11 protein-coding genes are annotated in these 17,910 nt (G+C 64.8%); 3 read left to right on the top strand and 8 right to left on the bottom strand.

Annotated elements, in window-relative coordinates:
• Positions 1-51: 51 nt before the first annotated feature.
• The 3 genes from CWB41_RS14665 (at position 52) to CWB41_RS14675 (ending at position 6,594) form a co-directional block, all read left to right on the top strand.
• Positions 52-1,338 (top strand): MFS transporter, encoded by a 1,287-nt coding sequence (locus CWB41_RS14665; RefSeq protein WP_115836234.1) that lies wholly within the window; start codon positions 52-54, stop codon positions 1,336-1,338.
• A gap of 78 nt (positions 1,339-1,416) precedes the next feature.
• On the top strand, positions 1,417-4,074 hold the full coding sequence (pepN, locus tag CWB41_RS14670) for an aminopeptidase N (RefSeq protein ID WP_115836233.1): 2,658 nt from the start codon (positions 1,417-1,419) through the stop codon (positions 4,072-4,074).
• A gap of 126 nt (positions 4,075-4,200) precedes the next feature.
• Positions 4,201-6,594, top strand: a complete 2,394-nt coding sequence (locus tag CWB41_RS14675) for a sensor histidine kinase (RefSeq protein WP_115836232.1) — start codon at positions 4,201-4,203, stop codon at positions 6,592-6,594.
• Here CWB41_RS14675 and CWB41_RS14680 read toward each other — a convergent pair.
• From CWB41_RS14680 to ccmI, 8 genes are all read right to left on the bottom strand, one after another.
• Positions 6,584-9,502 carry a bifunctional [glutamine synthetase] adenylyltransferase/[glutamine synthetase]-adenylyl-L-tyrosine phosphorylase gene (locus CWB41_RS14680; RefSeq protein ID WP_115836231.1) on the bottom strand — a complete coding sequence of 973 codons (2,919 nt, stop codon included), beginning with the start codon at positions 9,500-9,502 and terminating at the stop codon, positions 6,584-6,586. The genes CWB41_RS14675 and CWB41_RS14680 overlap by 11 nt on opposite strands.
• Positions 9,503-9,516: 14 nt before the next feature.
• The gene (locus tag CWB41_RS14685; protein ID WP_115836230.1) at positions 9,517-10,953 is read right to left on the bottom strand and encodes a sensor histidine kinase; all 1,437 of its coding nucleotides are present in this window, start codon (positions 10,951-10,953) and stop codon (positions 9,517-9,519) included.
• Complete coding sequence (locus CWB41_RS14690; RefSeq protein ID WP_115836410.1) at positions 10,937-11,620, bottom strand: response regulator transcription factor; 684 nt, start codon at positions 11,618-11,620, stop codon at positions 10,937-10,939. Before CWB41_RS14690 ends, CWB41_RS14685 begins: the two co-directional genes overlap by 17 nt.
• Positions 11,621-11,893: 273 nt before the next feature.
• The gene (locus CWB41_RS14695) at positions 11,894-13,453 is read right to left on the bottom strand and encodes a Do family serine endopeptidase (protein WP_115836409.1); all 1,560 of its coding nucleotides are present in this window, start codon (positions 13,451-13,453) and stop codon (positions 11,894-11,896) included.
• Between the two features lie 188 nt (positions 13,454-13,641).
• Positions 13,642-14,115, bottom strand: coding sequence for a cytochrome c-type biogenesis protein (locus CWB41_RS14700; protein ID WP_115836229.1), 474 nt, complete (start codon positions 14,113-14,115; stop codon positions 13,642-13,644).
• Positions 14,112-16,106, bottom strand: a complete 1,995-nt coding sequence (locus CWB41_RS14705) for a heme lyase CcmF/NrfE family subunit (protein WP_115836228.1) — start codon at positions 16,104-16,106, stop codon at positions 14,112-14,114. The genes CWB41_RS14700 and CWB41_RS14705 overlap by 4 nt, the downstream gene beginning before the upstream one ends.
• On the bottom strand, positions 16,103-16,555 hold the full coding sequence (ccmE, locus tag CWB41_RS14710) for a cytochrome c maturation protein CcmE (protein WP_115836227.1): 453 nt from the start codon (positions 16,553-16,555) through the stop codon (positions 16,103-16,105). Before ccmE ends, CWB41_RS14705 begins: the two co-directional genes overlap by 4 nt.
• Positions 16,552-17,661 carry a c-type cytochrome biogenesis protein CcmI gene (ccmI, locus tag CWB41_RS14715; protein WP_245441055.1) on the bottom strand — a complete coding sequence of 370 codons (1,110 nt, stop codon included), beginning with the start codon at positions 17,659-17,661 and terminating at the stop codon, positions 16,552-16,554. The genes ccmE and ccmI overlap by 4 nt, the downstream gene beginning before the upstream one ends.
• Positions 17,662-17,910: the final 249 nt, after the last annotated feature.

The following is a 17,910-nucleotide window of genomic DNA, read 5'->3' on the forward strand; positions in this document are numbered from 1 at the left end:
TCCTGTTGGCTTGGCGCGCCGCGCAAGACATTTCGGTTCGAGGAATATTCTATGTTTTTTTCGCTTCTGCGCAGCGGGCGTTTCGCGGGGCTCTTCTGGTGCCAGTTCCTTTCCGCCTTCAACGACAATTTCGTCCGCAATTTGCTGGCGACGCTTGTCCTCTTCCGTCTCGGCGCGGCCAATGCGGGCGCGTTGATCACGCTCGCCATCGGCATTTTCATCCTGCCGTCGGTGTTTCTCTCCGGCCTCGCGGGCGAGCTTGCCGACGCGCATGACAAGGCCCGCGTCGCGCGCTGGCTGAAGACGGGCGAGATTTTCGTCCAGGCCATCGCCGCGGCGGGCGTATGGTTCAATTCCCTGCCCCTGCTCTATGTCGCGCTCTTCGGCCTCGGCACGATCGCGGCTTTGTTCGGCCCGGTGAAATACGGCTTCCTGCCCGATCATCTGAAGACCGATGAATTGCCCGCGGGCAATGCACTGGTCGAGGCCGCGACCTTTCTTGCCATCCTCTTCGGCCTCGTCGCCGGCGCGCTCGCGGCGAACAAGAGCCTTCCGCCCGGCGCTGTCGTCGTCCAGCTCATGGTCATCGCCGTCGCTGCCTATGCGGCAAGCCTCTATATCCCCGGCAAGGCCGCGGCGGCGCCCGGCTTGCGCATCCATCGGAACATCCTCGTCTCGACCGGCGAACTGCTGCGCGAGCTTCACGACGAGATGAAACTCTGGCGGCCGGGCCTCGCCGTCTCGTGGTTCTGGGCGACCGGTGCCGTCGCGCTGTCGCTGGTGCCGGTCGCCGTCCGCACGGCAACGGGAGGCGGTATCGAGGTAGAGGCGGCGATCAGCGGCTTCTTCGCGCTCGGCATCGGTGCCGGCTCGCTGCTGGCGGCGGAGCTGGCGCATGGCCGCATCACGCTCGTCCGCGCCCCGCAGGCGGCGTTCGGCATGGCGTTTTTTCTCGGCGCGCTGGCGGTCTCCACCTACGGCATCGCCGCGCCGCATAGCCAGGCGACGACACTGGCCGAATTCCTCACGAGCGGGCGCGGCATCGCGATCGGCGCCGGAATCTTCGGCCTGGCGGTTTGCGGCGGTCTTTTCGTCGTGCCGCTCTTCGCGGCGATCCAAGCCCGCGCGGCGCCCGACATGCGCGCCCGCACAATCGCGGCCGTGAACATTCAGAACGCTCTGTTCATGGTCGCCGGCTCGCTCGCGACATCGCTGCTGCAGAGCCGCTTCTTCGGCTTCTCCGAGCCCATTCTGCTGGCGCTACTCGGCCTTGGCAATGTTGGCGCGGCGGCCTGGATCGAGCGCGCCATTGTCCGCCGCGAAGCAAAAACTCTCTGATTTCCCGCGGTTTGCGCCCCGGCCGGGAATCCTTATGATCCTCTGACGTCTACCGCTTTTCCTCCGCGAGGCCCCCCGATGCGTACCGACGTTGCCCAACCTATCCGCCTCGCGGATTACCGGCCGCCGGATTACCTCATCGACCGCGTCGACCTCGATATCCGGCTCGATCGGCAGGCAACGCGGGTCATCGCGCGGCTGAAACTGCGGCCCAATCCGCAGGGCAAAACCGGCGCCGATCTGGTGCTCGACGGCGACGGGCTGAGGCTCAAGCGCCTGCTGCTTGACGGTGCGCCGCTCGACATCCATGCCAATTTCGTCACCCCCGACCGGCTGACGATTGCGAGCCCGCCGCACGAACCCTTCTCGCTTGAGATCGAAACCGAGCTGAACCCCGCCGCCAATACACAGCTCATGGGGCTTTATCGCTCGGGCTCGGCTTATTGCACGCAATGCGAGGCGGAGGGCTTCCGCCGCATCACCTATTTCCTCGACCGGCCGGACGTCCTGAGCGTCTATTCCGTTCGCCTCGAGGCCGAGCAGACCGACGCGCCGATCCTGCTCTCGAACGGCAACCGGACCGCTACCGCCGCGATCGAGGGAACGAGCCGCCACTTCGCCGTCTGGCACGATCCGTTTCCGAAGCCCTGCTATCTCTTCGCATTGGTCGGCGGCGATCTGGGCGCGATCCACGACACATTCACGACCGCTTCCGGCCGCGAGGTGCAGCTTGGCATCTATGTCGAGCACGGCAAGGAGCCGAGCGCTGCCTATGCCATGGACGCGCTGAAGCGCGCCATGCGCTGGGATGAAGAGGTGTTCGGCCGCGAATATGATCTCGACGTGTTCAACATCGTCGCCGTCTCCGACTTCAACATGGGCGCGATGGAGAACAAGGGCCTCAACGTCTTCAACGACAAATATATTCTCGCCTCGCCCGAGACTGCGACCGACACCGATTATGCGCAGATCGAGGCGGTGATCGCGCATGAATATTTTCACAACTGGACGGGCAATAGGATCACCTGCCGCGACTGGTTCCAGCTTTGCCTCAAGGAGGGCCTGACTGTCTTCCGCGACCATGAATTCTCCGCCGACATGCGTTCGCGCGCGGTGCGCCGCATCGCCGACGTGCGCACCTTGCGGGCGCAGCAATTCCCCGAGGACGCGGGCCCGCTCGCGCATAACGTGCGGCCGGATTCCTATTACGAGATCAACAATTTCTATACGGCGACCGTCTACGAGAAAGGCGCCGAGCTGATCCGCATGCTAAAGGTGCTGATCGGCGCGAAGGCGTTCCGTGCCGGCATGGACCTTTATTTCGCCCGCTATGACGGCACCGCCGCGACGGTCGAGCAATTCATCGCCTGTTTTGCGGAAGTCTCGGGCCGCGATCTCACGCAATTCTCCCGCTGGTACAGCCAATCCGGCACGCCGCTCGTCGAAGTCGAAGCGCATTATGACGCCGCCGCGCAAGCGCTCACGCTCGATTTCAGGCAAAGCTGCAAAAAGACGCCGGGCCAGGACGAAAAGCTGCCCTTCGTCATCCCGATCGAACTGGGCCTGCTCAGCCATGACGGCAAGATTTTCGATCTCGTCACCGGGCCGCAGGACGGCGCGAGCGCGCATGAACTCGCGACGGGGGTGATCGAATTGACCGAACCGCGGCGGCGTCTGACGTTTCATGCTCTGCCGGAGCGGCCTGTCGTCTCGCTGCTGCGTGGCTTCTCCGCGCCGATCAGCCTGTGCTACGCGGCGAGCGAGGACGACCTCATCGCCCAGACGGCGCATGACAGCGACAGCTTCAACCGCTGGCAGGCTTCACAGACCTACGCGACCCGGCTGCTGTTGCGGTCGGTCGAGCGCATCCGCGCCGGCGGCGCGGCCGAGTCCGACCCGCGCTTCATCGACGCCTTGCGCCATGTGCTGAAGGCGAGCCCCGCCGATCCGGCCTTCGCGGCGCAGGTTCTCGCGCTTCCCGGCGAAGCCGATATCGCCCGCGAGATCGGCGCCAATGTCGATCCGGACGCGATCTTCGCCGCCCGCAAGGCCCTGCGCGAGGCGATCGGCAGCGGCCTCGCCGACGAGCTGCGCGCACTCTATGCCTCGCTCGCCGAGGATGGCGCCTATTCACCCGATGCCGCCGCCGCCGGGCGGCGCGCGCTGCGCAACGCGGCGCTCGATCTTTACACCGCGGCAAACCCCGACGGGCGGACGCTGGCCGAAGCACAGTTCACGCATGCGCCCTTTATGACAGACAAGATCGCCGGGCTCGGAATTCTTGCGCTGCACGCGGGTGCGGAGCGCGAACGCGCCTTCGAAGCCTATTACGAGTTTTATAAGAACGAACCTTTGGCGATCGACAAATGGTTCGCGCTTCAGGCGGCGATCCCGGAAGCGGGCGCGCTCGAGCGCATTCGCGCGCTTATGACTCACCCCGCCTTCTCGCTCTCGAACCCCAACCGCGCCCGCGCCTTGATCGGTGCTTTCGCGGCTGGCAACCAGACCCAGTTCAACGCGCCGGACGGTAGCGGTTATGATTTCGTCGCGGCCATCGTGCTACAGCTCGACGAGAAGAACCCGCAGGTCGCGGCGCGGCTTTTGGGCGCCTTCAAAAGCTGGCGCGCGCTGGAGCCGCACCGGCGCGGTCTGGCCGAGGCGGCGCTGCGCCGCGTCATTGCCCAGAACCGCTTGTCGCCCGACGTCAAAGACATCGTCGAGCGCTCGCTGAATTAATCTCACCTAATCAATTTTCTTTTCAGATTTCATTAATCTCTGGACAAATCACCCAGCTCGGATTCTCATGGGCTCGATTCGAGGAGATGCGGCACATCGCTTCGGATCATTCTTGAGGGGGCCATCATGATCCGTGCAGATGCGGCGGAACTGTTCGCGCGCGCCGATCTCTTCCACCAGTGGCGGGACCGCGCGTCCTCTCCCGACACAGAGCGGCCATCCTATCTCAAGCTTGAGCCCATGTTGCGGCTCACGGTTCCGTGCTTCATAGGCATCTTCATCGCGGCCCTCACGGCGACAATCGGCATGTTCCTGATCGACACGCACGACCGCGCCATTGCGGCGGCGGTTGACGATCTCGAACTCATCGCGACGGCGACCTCCGGCGACATGGTCGCGTCGCTCGACAAAAGCGGCGACCGTGACCCCGGCAAAACGCTGCTGCGCTCCCTGCCCGCGCATGCCCTCGCGCACGGGCAGCGCGTGCTGGTCAGCAACGGCAAGGGGCTCGTCGTCGCGGCCTTCCCGCGCCAATTGCACCTCGGCGGCGCGCTCTCCGACAGTCTTGGACAGAGTCAACCGCTGACGGCGCTGGCCGAAAAAGCCGGCGTGCTGCGCATCAATCTCGCTGACGGGACGGACGCCCTGGCCATCGTGCGGACGTTGAAGGCGCCGTTCGGCCAAATCGCCTTTATCCATCCGATCGGCGCCGTGCTTGCCGATTGGCGCAACGGCGCCTTGCGCCTCGCTGCGGCGCTGCTTGCGACCATCGTTGTGCTCTGCTCGGTCGCGGCGGCCTATTTCCTGCAGTCCGCGCGGGCGCGAAAGGCCGACCTTGCGTGCGAACGCATTCGCGGCCGCATCGATACGGCGCTCAACCGCGGCCGCTGCGGCCTCTGGGATTGGGACCTCGCGCGGGGGCGCGTCTATTGGTCGGATTCGATGTACGACCTGCTCGGCATCGACGCCGGGCGCGCCTTCCTCTCCTTCGGCGAGATCAACGCCCTCGTCCATCCGCACGACGGCGACCTCAGCCAAATCGCCGAAGTGCTCGCCGCGTCACGCACGAAGACCATCGACCACACGTTCCGTATGCGCCATGCGAAAGGCCATTGGGTGTGGCTGCGCGCCCGCGCAGAACTCGTCTACGAGACGCCCGACGCACCGGCCCATCTCGTCGGCATCGCCGTCGACACGTCCGAGCAGAAAATCCTCGCCGAACGCACCGCAACCGCCGACATGCGCCTGCGCGACGCGCTCGAAGCCGTATCCGAGGCCTTCGTTCTCTGGGACAAGGACAATCGGCTGGTGATGTGCAATTCCAAGTTCCAGCGCCTCCACAATCTGCCCGACACGGCCATCGAATCCGGCCTCGGCTATCCGGAAGTGATGACGCAGGGCACACCGCCGCTCGTCCAGTCGCAGATCGCGCTTGGCGAGCGCCCCGCGACCGGCGCACAGACCTATGAAGCCCAGCTCGGCGATGGCCGCTGGCTGCAGATCAACGAGCGCCGCACCAAGGACGGCGGCTATGTCTCTGTCGGCACCGACATCACGGCGCTGAAGCAACACCAAGAGCAATTGCTGGAATCCGAGCGCCGGCTGACCGCAACGGTGGCCGATCTGCGCACCTCGCGCCAGAAGCTCGAATTGCAGGCGCAGCAGCTCGCCGAGCTCGCCGAGAAATACCTCGAACAGAAGGCCGAGGCCGAGTCCGCGAGCCGCGCCAAGTCCCAATTCCTCGCCAACATGAGCCACGAGCTGCGCACCCCGCTCAATGCGATCATCGGCTTCTCCGACATGATGATCGAGCAGACCTTTGGCGCGCTGGCGCCGCGCTATCTCGGCTACAGCAAGGACATCAAGGACAGCGGCCAGCAATTGCTGCGCGTCATAACCGACGTGCTGGACATGTCGCACCTTGAAGCCGGCCGCGTGACGCTCGAAAAGTCCGAAGTCGGGATCGATACGCTCATTGCAGATGCCCTGGAGACGGTCGAGGTTGCGGCACGGCAAAAGTCGATCACCATCACCAGCCAGATCGCGGCCGAGGCGAAATTGCTCGCCGATCGTCCGGCTCTGTATCGCGTATTTGCGGCGCTGTTGCACAATGCGGTGAAGTTCACGCCCGAACATGGCAGCGTTAACATCCGCTCGCGCCGCGTCCGCGATGCCCTGAATATCTATGTCGAGGACACCGGCGCCGGTATCACGCCCGAAGCTTTGCTACGGCTCGGCAAGCCCTTCGAGCAATGGAACGCGCCACTCGCCAACGGGATGAAAGGCTCCGGCCTCGGCCTCGCCATCGCCCATTCACTGGTGGCCTTGCATGAAGGCACGATCCGCATCCGTTCGACACCGGGCACCGGCACGACCGTTCTGGTGCGTCTGCCCCTCGGCAACGCACTCCCTTTGGTCAACCCCGCCGTCACGGCACGGCGCATGCCGCGGGCGACGGCGCATTACCAACTCGCCGCGCGGCAGGGACTGAAGCGACCGGACATTCACGTCAGCCGATAATTTCTTTGAAAATCGCCCTGACGCGCGCTTCGGTCTCGAAAAGCTCCACTTCGAGTTGCGCGAAGCTCGGCAGGCCCGCGGCGGCGGCCAGCCTTTGCTTCACCGGCGCGCTCGCCCCCGCCAGCGGCACGCCGGCCTCGAGAATCGTGTGCAGGACCTGCGCGGTCTGGGTGTAGAGCCGATAGGCGGCCAACAGACATTCGCTATCGCCGGGCGGCAGAAAGCCGAGCGCGCCGGCGCGGGCGATGATGTCGGCGGGCGCCGTTGCGAGCAGGGCCGGCGCTTCATGCGCGGAACGCAGACTGAGATATTGGGCGAGAAAATCGAGATCGATTTGACCGCCCGCCGCATATTTCAGATCGAGCGGGTCGGACTCGCCCTTCTCCTTGGCGACGAGACGGCGCATGTCGAGAACATCCTTGCGCAATTGCGGTGTCGGCGGTCGGCGCAGAATTCTCTCCCGCGCCGCTGTGACTTCAGCGGCCAGCGCGACGTCGCCGGCGACGATGCGGGCGCGCGTCAGCGCCATATGCTCCCAGGTCTCTGCCTCCTCTGCCTGATAGGCGACGAAGCTCGATAATTGCGTCGCCACAGGACCTTTCCGGCCCGAGGGGCGGAGCCGCATATCGACGTCGTAGAGCCGGCCGCGCCGCGTCGCCACGGTGAGGCCCGAGATGAGCCGCTGCGAAAGCCGCGTATAATAATGCGTCGCATGCAGCCGCTCGGCACCATTCGCCTCCGGACTGTCCGCGTCGAAATCGTAGATCAGGATCAGATCGAGGTCCGAGGCAGCCGTCATCTCGCGCGAGCCGAGCTTGCCCATGCCGAGAACGACGCAGCGGCCTTGCGGAACCTTGCCGAAACGCGCGGCGAAATCCTGTTCGACATGGAAGAGACAGGCCCGCACCACGGCGCCCGCCAGCGCCGCATAGGCCGCGCCCGCAACGTCCGGCGCGAGGTTCTCCGTCAAGAGCCGCAGACCGATGAGAAAGGACTCCTCCTGCCGGAAATCACGCAGCGCATCGAGCACATCCTCGATCGCCGTATGCGGCGCGAGCACCCGCCGCAGGCGCGCATCGAAATCCGCATCTCCGAGCGGCGCCGTCAGGAGATCTCGATCGATCATCGAATCGAGCACATGCGGGCGGCGGACGACCATCTCCGCCAGCCGCGGCGCGCTGCCGAGCAGATCGGCGAACAATTTGCGCAGGCCCGCATTGGACTTGAGGATCGACAGCAATTCGACAGCCGCGCTGCGCTGCGCCAGCGCGTGATCGAGCGCGGCGAGAGCCGCGTCAGGATCGGCGGATTCGGCGAAGGCTTCGAGCAGCGCCGGGACGAGTTCGGTCAAGACCTCGCGCGCCCGCTCGGAGCTGACGCCCGCGCGGCGGCCGAAATGCCAGCCGCGGATCGTCTCCGCCGCGAGAGCCGGGCGCTGGAAGCCGAGCCGCGCCAACGTCTCCAAAGTTTCGGGATCGTCGCTGACGCCGGTGAAGACGAGATTGCCCGTCGCCGCCGACAGACCCGGCGCGGCCTCGAACAGCATCGCATAATGTTCCGCGACACGTTCCAGATGATGGGTCAGTGCCGCAGAAAAGTCGGCGAGCGTCGCGTAGCCGCAGAAATTTGCGAAGCGCGTGAGGTCCTGGGCCTCCGCCGGCAGACGCTGGGTCTGCTCATCGGCGATCATCTGCAGCCGGTGCTCCAGCTCGCGCAGATAAAGATAGGCTTCGTGCAACTCGTCCCGCGCCGCCTGGCTGACGAGGCCCTGCCGATGCAATTCGTCGAGCATCGGCAGAGTCGCGCTGCCACGCAATTGCGGGCGCCGCCCGCCATAAATGAGCTGTTGCGTCTGGACGAAGAACTCGATCTCGCGAATGCCACCGCGCCCCAATTTGAGGTCGTGGCCCGCCACCGCGATCTCCGCATGGCCGCGCACAGCATGGATCTGGCGCTTCATCGCATGGATGTCGGCGATCGCGGCATAATCGAAATAACGGCGCCAGATGAACGGCGTGAGCTGCTCGAGAAAAGTTTCCCCGAGCTTGCGGTCGCCGGCGATCGGGCGCGCCTTGATCATCGCCGCGCGTTCCCAATTCTGGCCGAAGGATTCGTAATAGAAGAAAGCTGCGGGCGTCGAAATCGCGATGGCGGTCGAGCCGGGATCGGGCCGCAGCCGCAGATCGACGCGCAGAACATAGCCGTCCGCCGTCCGCTCTTGCAGGAGTTTGACGAGGCGACGGGCAATGCGCACGAAGGCCGCGGCGGGCTCGCCCATTTGCGCCGCCGCAGGACTGGCGGGCTCGAAGAGGATGATAAGGTCCGTATCGCTCGAATAGTTGAGTTCGGCGGCGCCATGCTTGCCGAGCGCCAGAATGACGACGCCGCAACCTTCGTCCGGGCGGCTGGCATCGGGCAGAACGAGCCGACCGGCCTTGTGTTCGTCCTGCAGGATGAACCTCAGGGCGCTGGCGACGAAGACATCGGCGGCTTCGGTCAGCGCCGCCATGACCTCCTGCAGCGTCCAGGCGCCGCCGAGATCGGCAAGAGCGATGAGAAGCGCCACTTCCTGCTTGGCCTTGCGCAAGGCGCGCATGGCCGCCGCTTCCGACTCCGCACCGCGGACCGCCGCATCGAGCGTAGTGAGGCAGGCCACGAGGCTGACTTCCGCTTCCTCCCCGAGCAATCGCACCAGCCGCGCCGGGTCGGAGGCGATCAGTTTCCAGAGATAGGGCGAATGATCGGCGATGCCGCGCAGCAAAGCAGCGACGGCCGGCGCACGGGCAAGCGACGCTGCGTCACGCCCGCCAGTCGCAAAATCCGCGAGCCGCGCCTGCGCCAGTGCGGGATCGCTGACCTCGGGCGCCTTCACCAGCCGTTCGTAGAGGGGGAGCGCCGCGGCCTGCATATCAGAACGCTTTCTCAGGCCGCCTCGCCACGCGGCGCGGGCGGCGCCAGTTTCGGCGGTAGCGAGGCCGCCGCCGGCAGTGACAGCACCGCCTTGAGTCCGGGCGCATTATCCTCAAACCGCAACGTCCCCTTGTGCAATCGCGCCACTGCCGCCGCGAGCGACAGACCGAGGCCCGACCCCGGCCGCGAGCGCGAATTTTCCAGCCGCACGAAACGTTCCTGCACCCGCTCGCGATCCGCCGGGGCAATTCCCGGACCATGATCGCCGACACTCATCTCGATCAGGCCGCCCTGCCGCTTCGCGACGATGCCGACTTTGGCCTGCGCGGGAGCGGCGCCAAGGGGAGCCCCGTACTTCAAGGCGTTATCGACGAGATTGGCGAGGGCCTGACCGATCAACTCTCTGCTACCGTGCAGCATCAGGCCCGGTTCGGTGCTGACCTCCAGAGTAAGGCCGCGATCTTCCGCCGCCGGTTCATACAGTTCTCCGACATCGCGGGCGACATCGGCGGCGTCGAAATCGATGAGATTCTCCGGCCCTGCCCCAGCTTCCGCACGGGCAATCATCAGCAGCGCGTTGAAGATGCGGATGAGGGAATCGGATTCCTCGATGACCTTTTCGAGCGCGACGCGATATTCCTCGGGCGATTTTGCGAATTGCAACGCCTGCTCGGCGTGGCTGCGCAGGCGCGTCAGCGGCGTCTTGAGATCATGTGCGATATTGTCGGAGACTTCGCGCAGGCCGACGACAAGGAACGAGATTCGGTCGAGCATCGAGTTCAGGTTCTCGACCAGGCGGTCGAGTTCGTCGCCGGTGCCGGCGAGCGGCAGCCGCGCCGAAAGATCGCCGCCGACGATGGCGCGCGCCTTGTCGTTGATCGTATCGACGCGATGCAAGACACGGCGGGCGATCCAGAGGCCGCCGATCGAGCCGATGATGACGAGCCAGATCAACGACGTGATCAGCGCGCCGACGAAGATGCGGCGCAGCCGCATGCCCTCCTCGATGTCGTGCCCTACGAGGAGGCGAAAGCCGCCCGGCAGCAGGAAGATGCGCGCGACCGCGCGATTATGCGCGGTGGTTTCGCCGGCGCGCAGATAATCGGTGATGACCAGACCCGGCTTCGAGAGAACGCCTTCCGGCAGGCTGGCGACATTGCCGACGATCGGCTCGCCGGCATTCGTCGTGACAAGATAGAGTTCGGCGCCCGGCTGGCGCGAGCGCCGCTCGATCACCGAAACGAGCTGGGCGATGCCACCCTCGGAATATTGCTCCGCGAGCCCGGTGATGTCGGCATCCACCGTCTGGCGGATCTGCGCATCGATCAGGTGGGTGACATTCCAACCGACCCGGCCGAGCACGAGGCCGGTGCCGACCGCCGTCATCAGCAGATAGACGAGCGATATCTTGAACGCCGTCGAGCGGAGAAGTTTACCGATGGCCGTCACGGATCATATATCCCGCGCCGCGGATCGTTTGCAAAAGCTGCGGCTCGAAGCCCTTGTCGATCTTGGCGCGCAGCCGCGAGATATGCACGTCGATCACATTGGTCTGCGGATCGAAATGATAGTCCCAGACATTTTCGAGCAGCATGGTGCGGGTGACGACCTGGCCGGCGTGCTTCATGAGATATTCGAGCAGCCGGAACTCGCGCGGCTGCAGGACGATCTCCTTGCCGTTGCGCGTGAGCTTGTGTGACAGACGGTCAAGCTCAAGCCCGCCGACGCGGTAAATCGTTTCCTCGCTCGCGCCGGACAATTTGCGCCGGGAGAGAACCTCGATCCGCGCCAGCAATTCCGAAAAGGCATAGGGCTTCGTCAGATAATCGTCGCCCCCGGCGCGCAGGCCCTTCACCCGGTCGTCCACCTGGCCGAGCGCGGACAGGATCAGCACCGGCGTCTCGACCTTTTGCGCACGCAGGCCGCCGATGAGCGAAAGGCCATCGAGCTTGGGCAGCATCCGGTCGACGATCAGAACGTCATAAGTGCTATCGCGGGCCTTCTCATAGCCCTCCAGCCCGTCAGCGGCGTGATCGGCGACATGCCCGGACTCGCGCAACGCCTTGACGAGATAGTTCGCCGCTTCGGAATCGTCTTCAATGATGAGGATGCGCATGATGGAAGACATATAGTCAATTCCGTAAAAAAACGGCAGGCCGGAGGGTGACTCCAGACCTGCCGCCTCCGAGAACCGGCGCCGCAGACGGGGGGCAAATGCGACACCTGGCGGGGAGAGGAAATTTCCGCGCGGCAGCGAGGTGGCCGCCGCGCGCGGAGCGTTTTCCGCGAAGTGGATACCGGTTCGCGTTATGAAAACGCTCCAATTCAAATAATTAGACCGCTTTCAGACGGAAAACCGGTTTCCACTTTTCCTGAAAGCGGTCTCGCATCAGGAGGCTTTGCCCAGCTCCAATGCCACGAAATGGGTCTCGTCGCCGCTCTTGATCCGCAGCAGGATCGCCTTGCGGCCGGCCTTCTTGGCATCGCCCAGGACGTCCGCGACCTGACCGGGTGTCGCAACCTGCTTGCCGCCAGCCTGAAGGATCACATCGCCGACCTTCAGACCCTTTTGCGCTGCGGTGCCATCGGGATCCACATTGGTGACCACAACGCCGGCCGCCACCGCGCCCGGAACCGAATCCGAGGGCGCCAAAGTCAGGCCGAAACTAGCGAGCGCACTCGCGCTGTTATCCGTGCCGGTGCCGCTGTCCGCATCGGCGGAGGCGACCTGATCGTTCGGCAGGGTGCCGAGCTTCACGTCAAAGGTTTTCTGCGCGCCGTCATGCCAAACCAGAAGCGAGGCATCGACGTTGGGGCCGAGCGCCGCAATCTTGCGGGCCAGCTCACGCGGGCCGTCGACCGGATCGCCATTGACGCCAAGGATCACGTCACCGGTCTTGATGCCGGCTTTCGACGCCGGCGAATCCTTCTCGGTGTCGGCGACCAGCGCACCCGTTTCGCCCTTCAAGCCGAGACTGTCGGCGATGTCGGACGTCACCGGCTGAATTTGGACGCCGATCCAGCCACGTGTCACGGTGCCCTTGCTTTCGAGCGCCGCGATGACGCCGTGCGCCTCGTCAGCGGGAATATCGAAGCCGATGCCGACGCTGCCGCCCGATGGCGAATAAATGGCGGTGTTGATGCCGACCACTTCGCCCTGCGTGTTGAAGGTCGGGCCGCCGGAATTGCCGCGGTTCACCGGCGCATCGATCTGCAGGTAATCATCATAGGGCCCGGAATTGATGTCGCGGCCACGCGCGGACACGATGCCCGCCGTCACCGTACCGCCAAGGCCGAACGGATTGCCGACCGCGATCACCCAATCGCCGACACGCGGCGGCTTCGATGCGAAGCCGACATATTTGAAGGGGCCGCCGCTCTTGATCTTCAAGAGCGCGAGGTCGGTGCGCTTGTCGGTGCCGATGACCTTGGCCGGATGCGTCGTGCCGTCATCCATGGTGATCGTGACTTCGGTCGCGTGATCGACCACGTGATTGTTGGTCACGAGATAACCGTCGGACGAAATGATGAAGCCGGAGCCTTGCGCCATCTCGACATGCGGATGGTTGTGACGGAACACGAAGGGCGTGCCCTCCTCGCCGCCAAAGCGGCGGAAGAAGCGCTCGAGCGGATCATCCGGCGAAAGCTGCTGCGGGCCATCATCGGAATCGCTGGCGTCCGCCGTCTCGGCGATCTTGACCTTGATCGAGACAACGGCGCCGCGAACATGATCGACAACATCGGCAAAGGAAAAGGCATTGGCCGGCAAAGGCGCGACGGAACCCGTCTCGGCCCGCGCGGGCGTCGTCCATAGGCCCTGCACACCGCCGTTGTTGCCGACGGCGGCGCCGCCGAGGACCAGGGCAGCGGTCGTGCCCAGCAAAACAAGACGCTTGGAGCGCGCCCAGGCCCCCAAAGTCGATGAGCCTTTTCCGGAAACGTCAGTCATATTCTCAATCTCCTGTGCCATTTCGGCATCGCAATTGAATGGGAAGGCGAGATCCCCCGCGGGCCCCTTCTCGAGTCGGAAGGCCAGCTTCGATTGCCAAGATGCAGGAGACCGGCTTACGCGGCCATTTCGAGCGGATGAAACTTTTGTAAGGTTGGGCGGCCGGCATCGCCTGCCCGGCCGCGCCGTCACTCGCCCTCGGATGGGGTGACGATGGACGCGAGGCGGGTTTTCTCGGCCGGCGTCAGTTCTTTCGGCGCGACAGGCGCCGCCTTGCGGCGCGTATTGAAATAGATCACGACGCCGCCGGCGAGCAGCAGCAGCAATGGCGTTAGCCACAGGAAATACGTGCCCGGCTCGAAAGGCGGCTTCAGCAGGATGAAATTGCCGTAGCGCGAGACGAGAAAATCGCGGATCTGCTGATCGCTGTCCCCGGCAAGCAGGCGTTCGCGCACGAGCACGCGGATATCATGCGCCAGAGTGGCGTTGGATTCATCGATCGATTCGTTCTGGCAGACGAGGCAGCGCAGCCCGGCCGAGATCGCCCGCGCCCGCGCCTCGAGATGCGGATCGGGCAGCATTTCCGCGGGCTCGACCGCGCGGGCGAGCAGCGGCGCCACCACGAGCGCAACAAGCACGAGGATTTGCAGCGCGCGCTTCATTCCGCCGCCTGCGGCGCCGCCGCGAGTTTGCGGACGCGATGCGCGACGCCGATGCGCAGGCGCCGGTCGCTCAGCGAGACAAGGCCGCCGAAGCCCATGATAAGGCCGCCGATCCAGATGAAGGCGACGAGCGGCTTCCAGTAAATCCGCGCATCGACCGTGCCGGGCTTCACACCGTCGCTAACGCCGACGTAAATCTGGCCGAAGTTGAGCGTCTTGATCCCTGCCTCGGCGCGGCTCATCTGACGCGTCGGATAAAAGCGCACGGCGGGATCGAGGGCGCCGATCTCGCGCGCGCCCTCGCGGATCACGACGTGGCCGATCTTCGCCGTATAATTGGGGCCCATCGCCGTGCCGATGCGTGTGAGCGTCAGTTGGTACGGCCCGACATTGGCGCTGTCGCCCGGCTTCATGGTGAGGATTTTCTCCGCGCCCCAGCCCGTGGCGGCGAGGCCGAGCAGCGAGACGCCGATGCCGGCATGGGCCAGCGCCGTCCCATAGGTCGAGAGCGGCACGCCGACAGCGTGCTGCCAGACCTGCGCCAAGCCACCCTTGACCAGCGCGACGCGGCCAAAAAGCCGGTTGGCGATCTCGGCGAAGGCGCCGACGATCACATAGACGCCAAGCCCGCTGACGAGAATTGAAGTGAGCGGGCCATTGTGATGCCAGGAGGCGAGAACGAGCAGCATCGCAAGGCCGCACAGCAAAGCGAAATAGAGCCGCTGCGCCGCACCGAAGAAGTCGCCGCGCTTCCAGGAAAGATTCTGGCCAATCGGCATCAGCAGGACGAGCGGCAGAAACAGCGGCACCACGGTCGCGTTGAAGAAGGGCGCGCCGACGGAGATTTTCTCGCCGGTGAAAGATTCCAGCGCTAGCGGATAGAGCGTGCCGACGAAAACCGTGGCGCAGCAGGTCGTCAGCACCAGATTGTTGAGGACCAGCGCGCCCTCGCGCGAGATCGGCGCGAAGAAGCCGCCCGGCTTCAGCGTATTGGCGCGCAGGGCGAAGAGCAGCAGCGCGCCGCCGATGAAGAAGACGAGGATGGCGAGGATGAATTCGCCGCGCTGCGGATCATTGGCGAAGGAATGGACCGAGGTCAGCACGCCGGAGCGGACGATGAACGTGCCGATCAGCGACAATGAGAAAGCAAGGATGGCGAGGAAGATCGTCCAGACTTTCAGCGCGTCGCGCTTTTCCATCACCGCCGCCGAATGAAGCAGCGCGGTGGCGGCGAGCCAGGGCATCAGCGAGGCGTTCTCAACCGGGTCCCAGAACCAGAACCCGCCCCAGCCGAGCGTGTAATAGGCCCAATAGGAGCCCATCGCGATGCCGAGCGTCAAAAATACCCAGGCGATCAGCGTCCACGGCCGCACCAAACGCGCCCAGACCGCATCGATGCGGCCGCAGATGAGCGCGCCCGCGGCGAAGGCAAACGTGATCGAAAGCCCGACATAGCCGAGATAGAGTAGCGGCGGGTGGATCGCGAGACCAGGGTCTTGCAGAAGCGGATTGAGATCCTGCCCCTCGATCGGCGGATTGGCGATGCGCGCGAATGGATCGGATGTGAGCAGGATAAAGAGCAGAAAGGCGGCGCTGATCCAGGACTGCACCGCGAGCACGGCGGCATGAAGGTCCTGCGGCATGGCGCGGGCCGAGAGCGCCACCGCCGCCGCGAAGACGGCGAGGATCAGCACCCAGAGCAGCATCGAGCCTTCGTGATTGCCCCAGACGCCGGTGATTTTATAGATCAGCGGCTTCGCCGAGGCCGAATTCTCGTAGACGTTGAGCAGCGAGAAGTCGGAGGTGATATGCGCATAGGTCAGCGCCGCATAGGATAGAGCGACGAAGCCAAAGCCGGCGAGCGCGATTGACGGCGCCGTTCCCATCAGGCGGGAATCGCGCGTGGCGACGCCCCACAACGGCACCACGGCATTGAAACAAGCCAAGGCCAAAGCGAGGATCAGCGCGAAATGTCCTGTCTCGACGATCATTGCGCCACGCCTCCCACATCCGCATTCTCTTGCCAGCGGCCGGATTTCTTCAAAGCATCCACCACTTCCTTGGGCATATAGCGTTCGTCATGCTTGGCAAGCACTTGCGTGGCTTCGAGCCCCGCGGCGCTCAGCACGCCTTCCGCGACGACTCCCTGCCCTTCGCGAAAGAGGTCCGGCAAGGCGCCGCCATAGGTGACGGCGATCTCATGCTTGCCGTCGGTCACCTCAAAGCGCGCGGTCTGGGCATCGCGCTTGAGCGAGCCTTGTTTGACGAGGCCGCCGATCCGCACATGCGTGCCCGGCGGCAAATCCTTGGCCACGATCTCGCTCGGCCCGTAGAAGAAAACGATATTGTCGCGCAACGCGTAAAGTACGAGCCCTGCGGCGGTGCCGAGCACGACCATGGCGGCGGCGATGAGCGTCAGGCGCTTCTTTTTGCGCGTCATGATTCCAATCCAAGCTCATGCGCCAGCGCGTCGATCCGCGCCGTCGCCGCGGCATTGCCGGTGAAGTCGTGGCGCGCCGTCGCGAGTGCGGCGCGCGCTTTATCGACCTCGTTCAAAACCTTGTAGGCGCGGACGAGACGCACCCAGCCCTCGATATCGTTCCCGTTCTGCGCTAGCCGCGCGGCGAGGCCATCGACCATCGACTGGATCATCGCCTGCTGCTGCGCCGGAGCCATGCCGGCGATGCGCGCCGCCTGATCCGAGGCTGGCACGCCCCTGCCGTCGCCGAGTTGCGCCAGCCGCGCGAGGAGATCGGCACGCCAGGGCGCATTCGCGGGCGCTTCCGCCAGAAGCTTTTGCCAATAGCTGCGCGCGGTCGCACGGTCATTCTCCTGCTGCGCGGCGAGGCCGAGGAAGAACAAAGCCTTGGGCGCGCCTGGGTCGACGGCGAGAGCCTTCTCGAATTGCTTGCGCGAATCGGCGGTGACGATGCCGCCCGCGGCGACAGCGAGGGTTTCTCCGTAAACGGTCAAGGTATCGGCATTGTTGGGGCGAAGTTGCGCCGCCATTTGCGCGGCGCTGACCGCATCTGCGGGCCGCCGGACGAGCAGATAGGCCTGAGCGAGAACCTGATAGCCGAGACCGTCCTTCGGATTCTTCGCCAGATGCTGTTCGACGCGGGCGATGGCGGCGTTGATGTCGGTCCTACCGATCGGCGCGTTGAGCCGGGCTTCAAGCGGCGCATCCGGCCAATCGGGATGGCCGAGCGTGGCGTAAAAGCCGATCGCGACGGCCGGCACGAAGACGAGCGCCGCCACGGCCGCGAGTCGGCGGTGCCAAAGGGGGCTTGCGGCCGCGCCCTCCGTCATCTGCGGGTCCTTGCCGCTGACGGCGAGAAGCTGACGCGCCGCCTCCGTCTTCGCCAGCGCAGCCTCTTCCGGCGCGAGATTGGCCCGCGCCTGATCGCGCGCAATCTCCTCAAGCTTGGCCTGATAGAAGGCGACGTCCGGTGCCGTCGCCTCGCGCCGCGCCGGCCGCGCCAACGGCCAGAGGATGGCGAAGACCGCGCCGCCGGTCAAAAGCGCGAATAGGCTCCAGAGCATCATATTCCTTGCAAATCCTCCGCTAGATCGATGCTTTTAGGCTGAATCAGCCTAAAAGCATGAACGCGATCGATTTCAATAAATTAGAGCGGGATTTGCGCAAAAAACCGCTCGCACTTTTTCGCATCCCGCTCCGGAGCATGTTCCGGAAAAGTTGCCCGACTTTTCCGGTCAAAACATGCCCAGACGATTGTTGAGGCTCACTACGCTATTTTCGCCGTGATTTCCATCTGACAAAGCCGTGAAAGCCTC

Source organism: Methylovirgula ligni (genome assembly GCF_004135935.1).
GTDB classification, from domain to species: domain Bacteria; phylum Pseudomonadota; class Alphaproteobacteria; order Rhizobiales; family Beijerinckiaceae; genus Methylovirgula; species Methylovirgula ligni.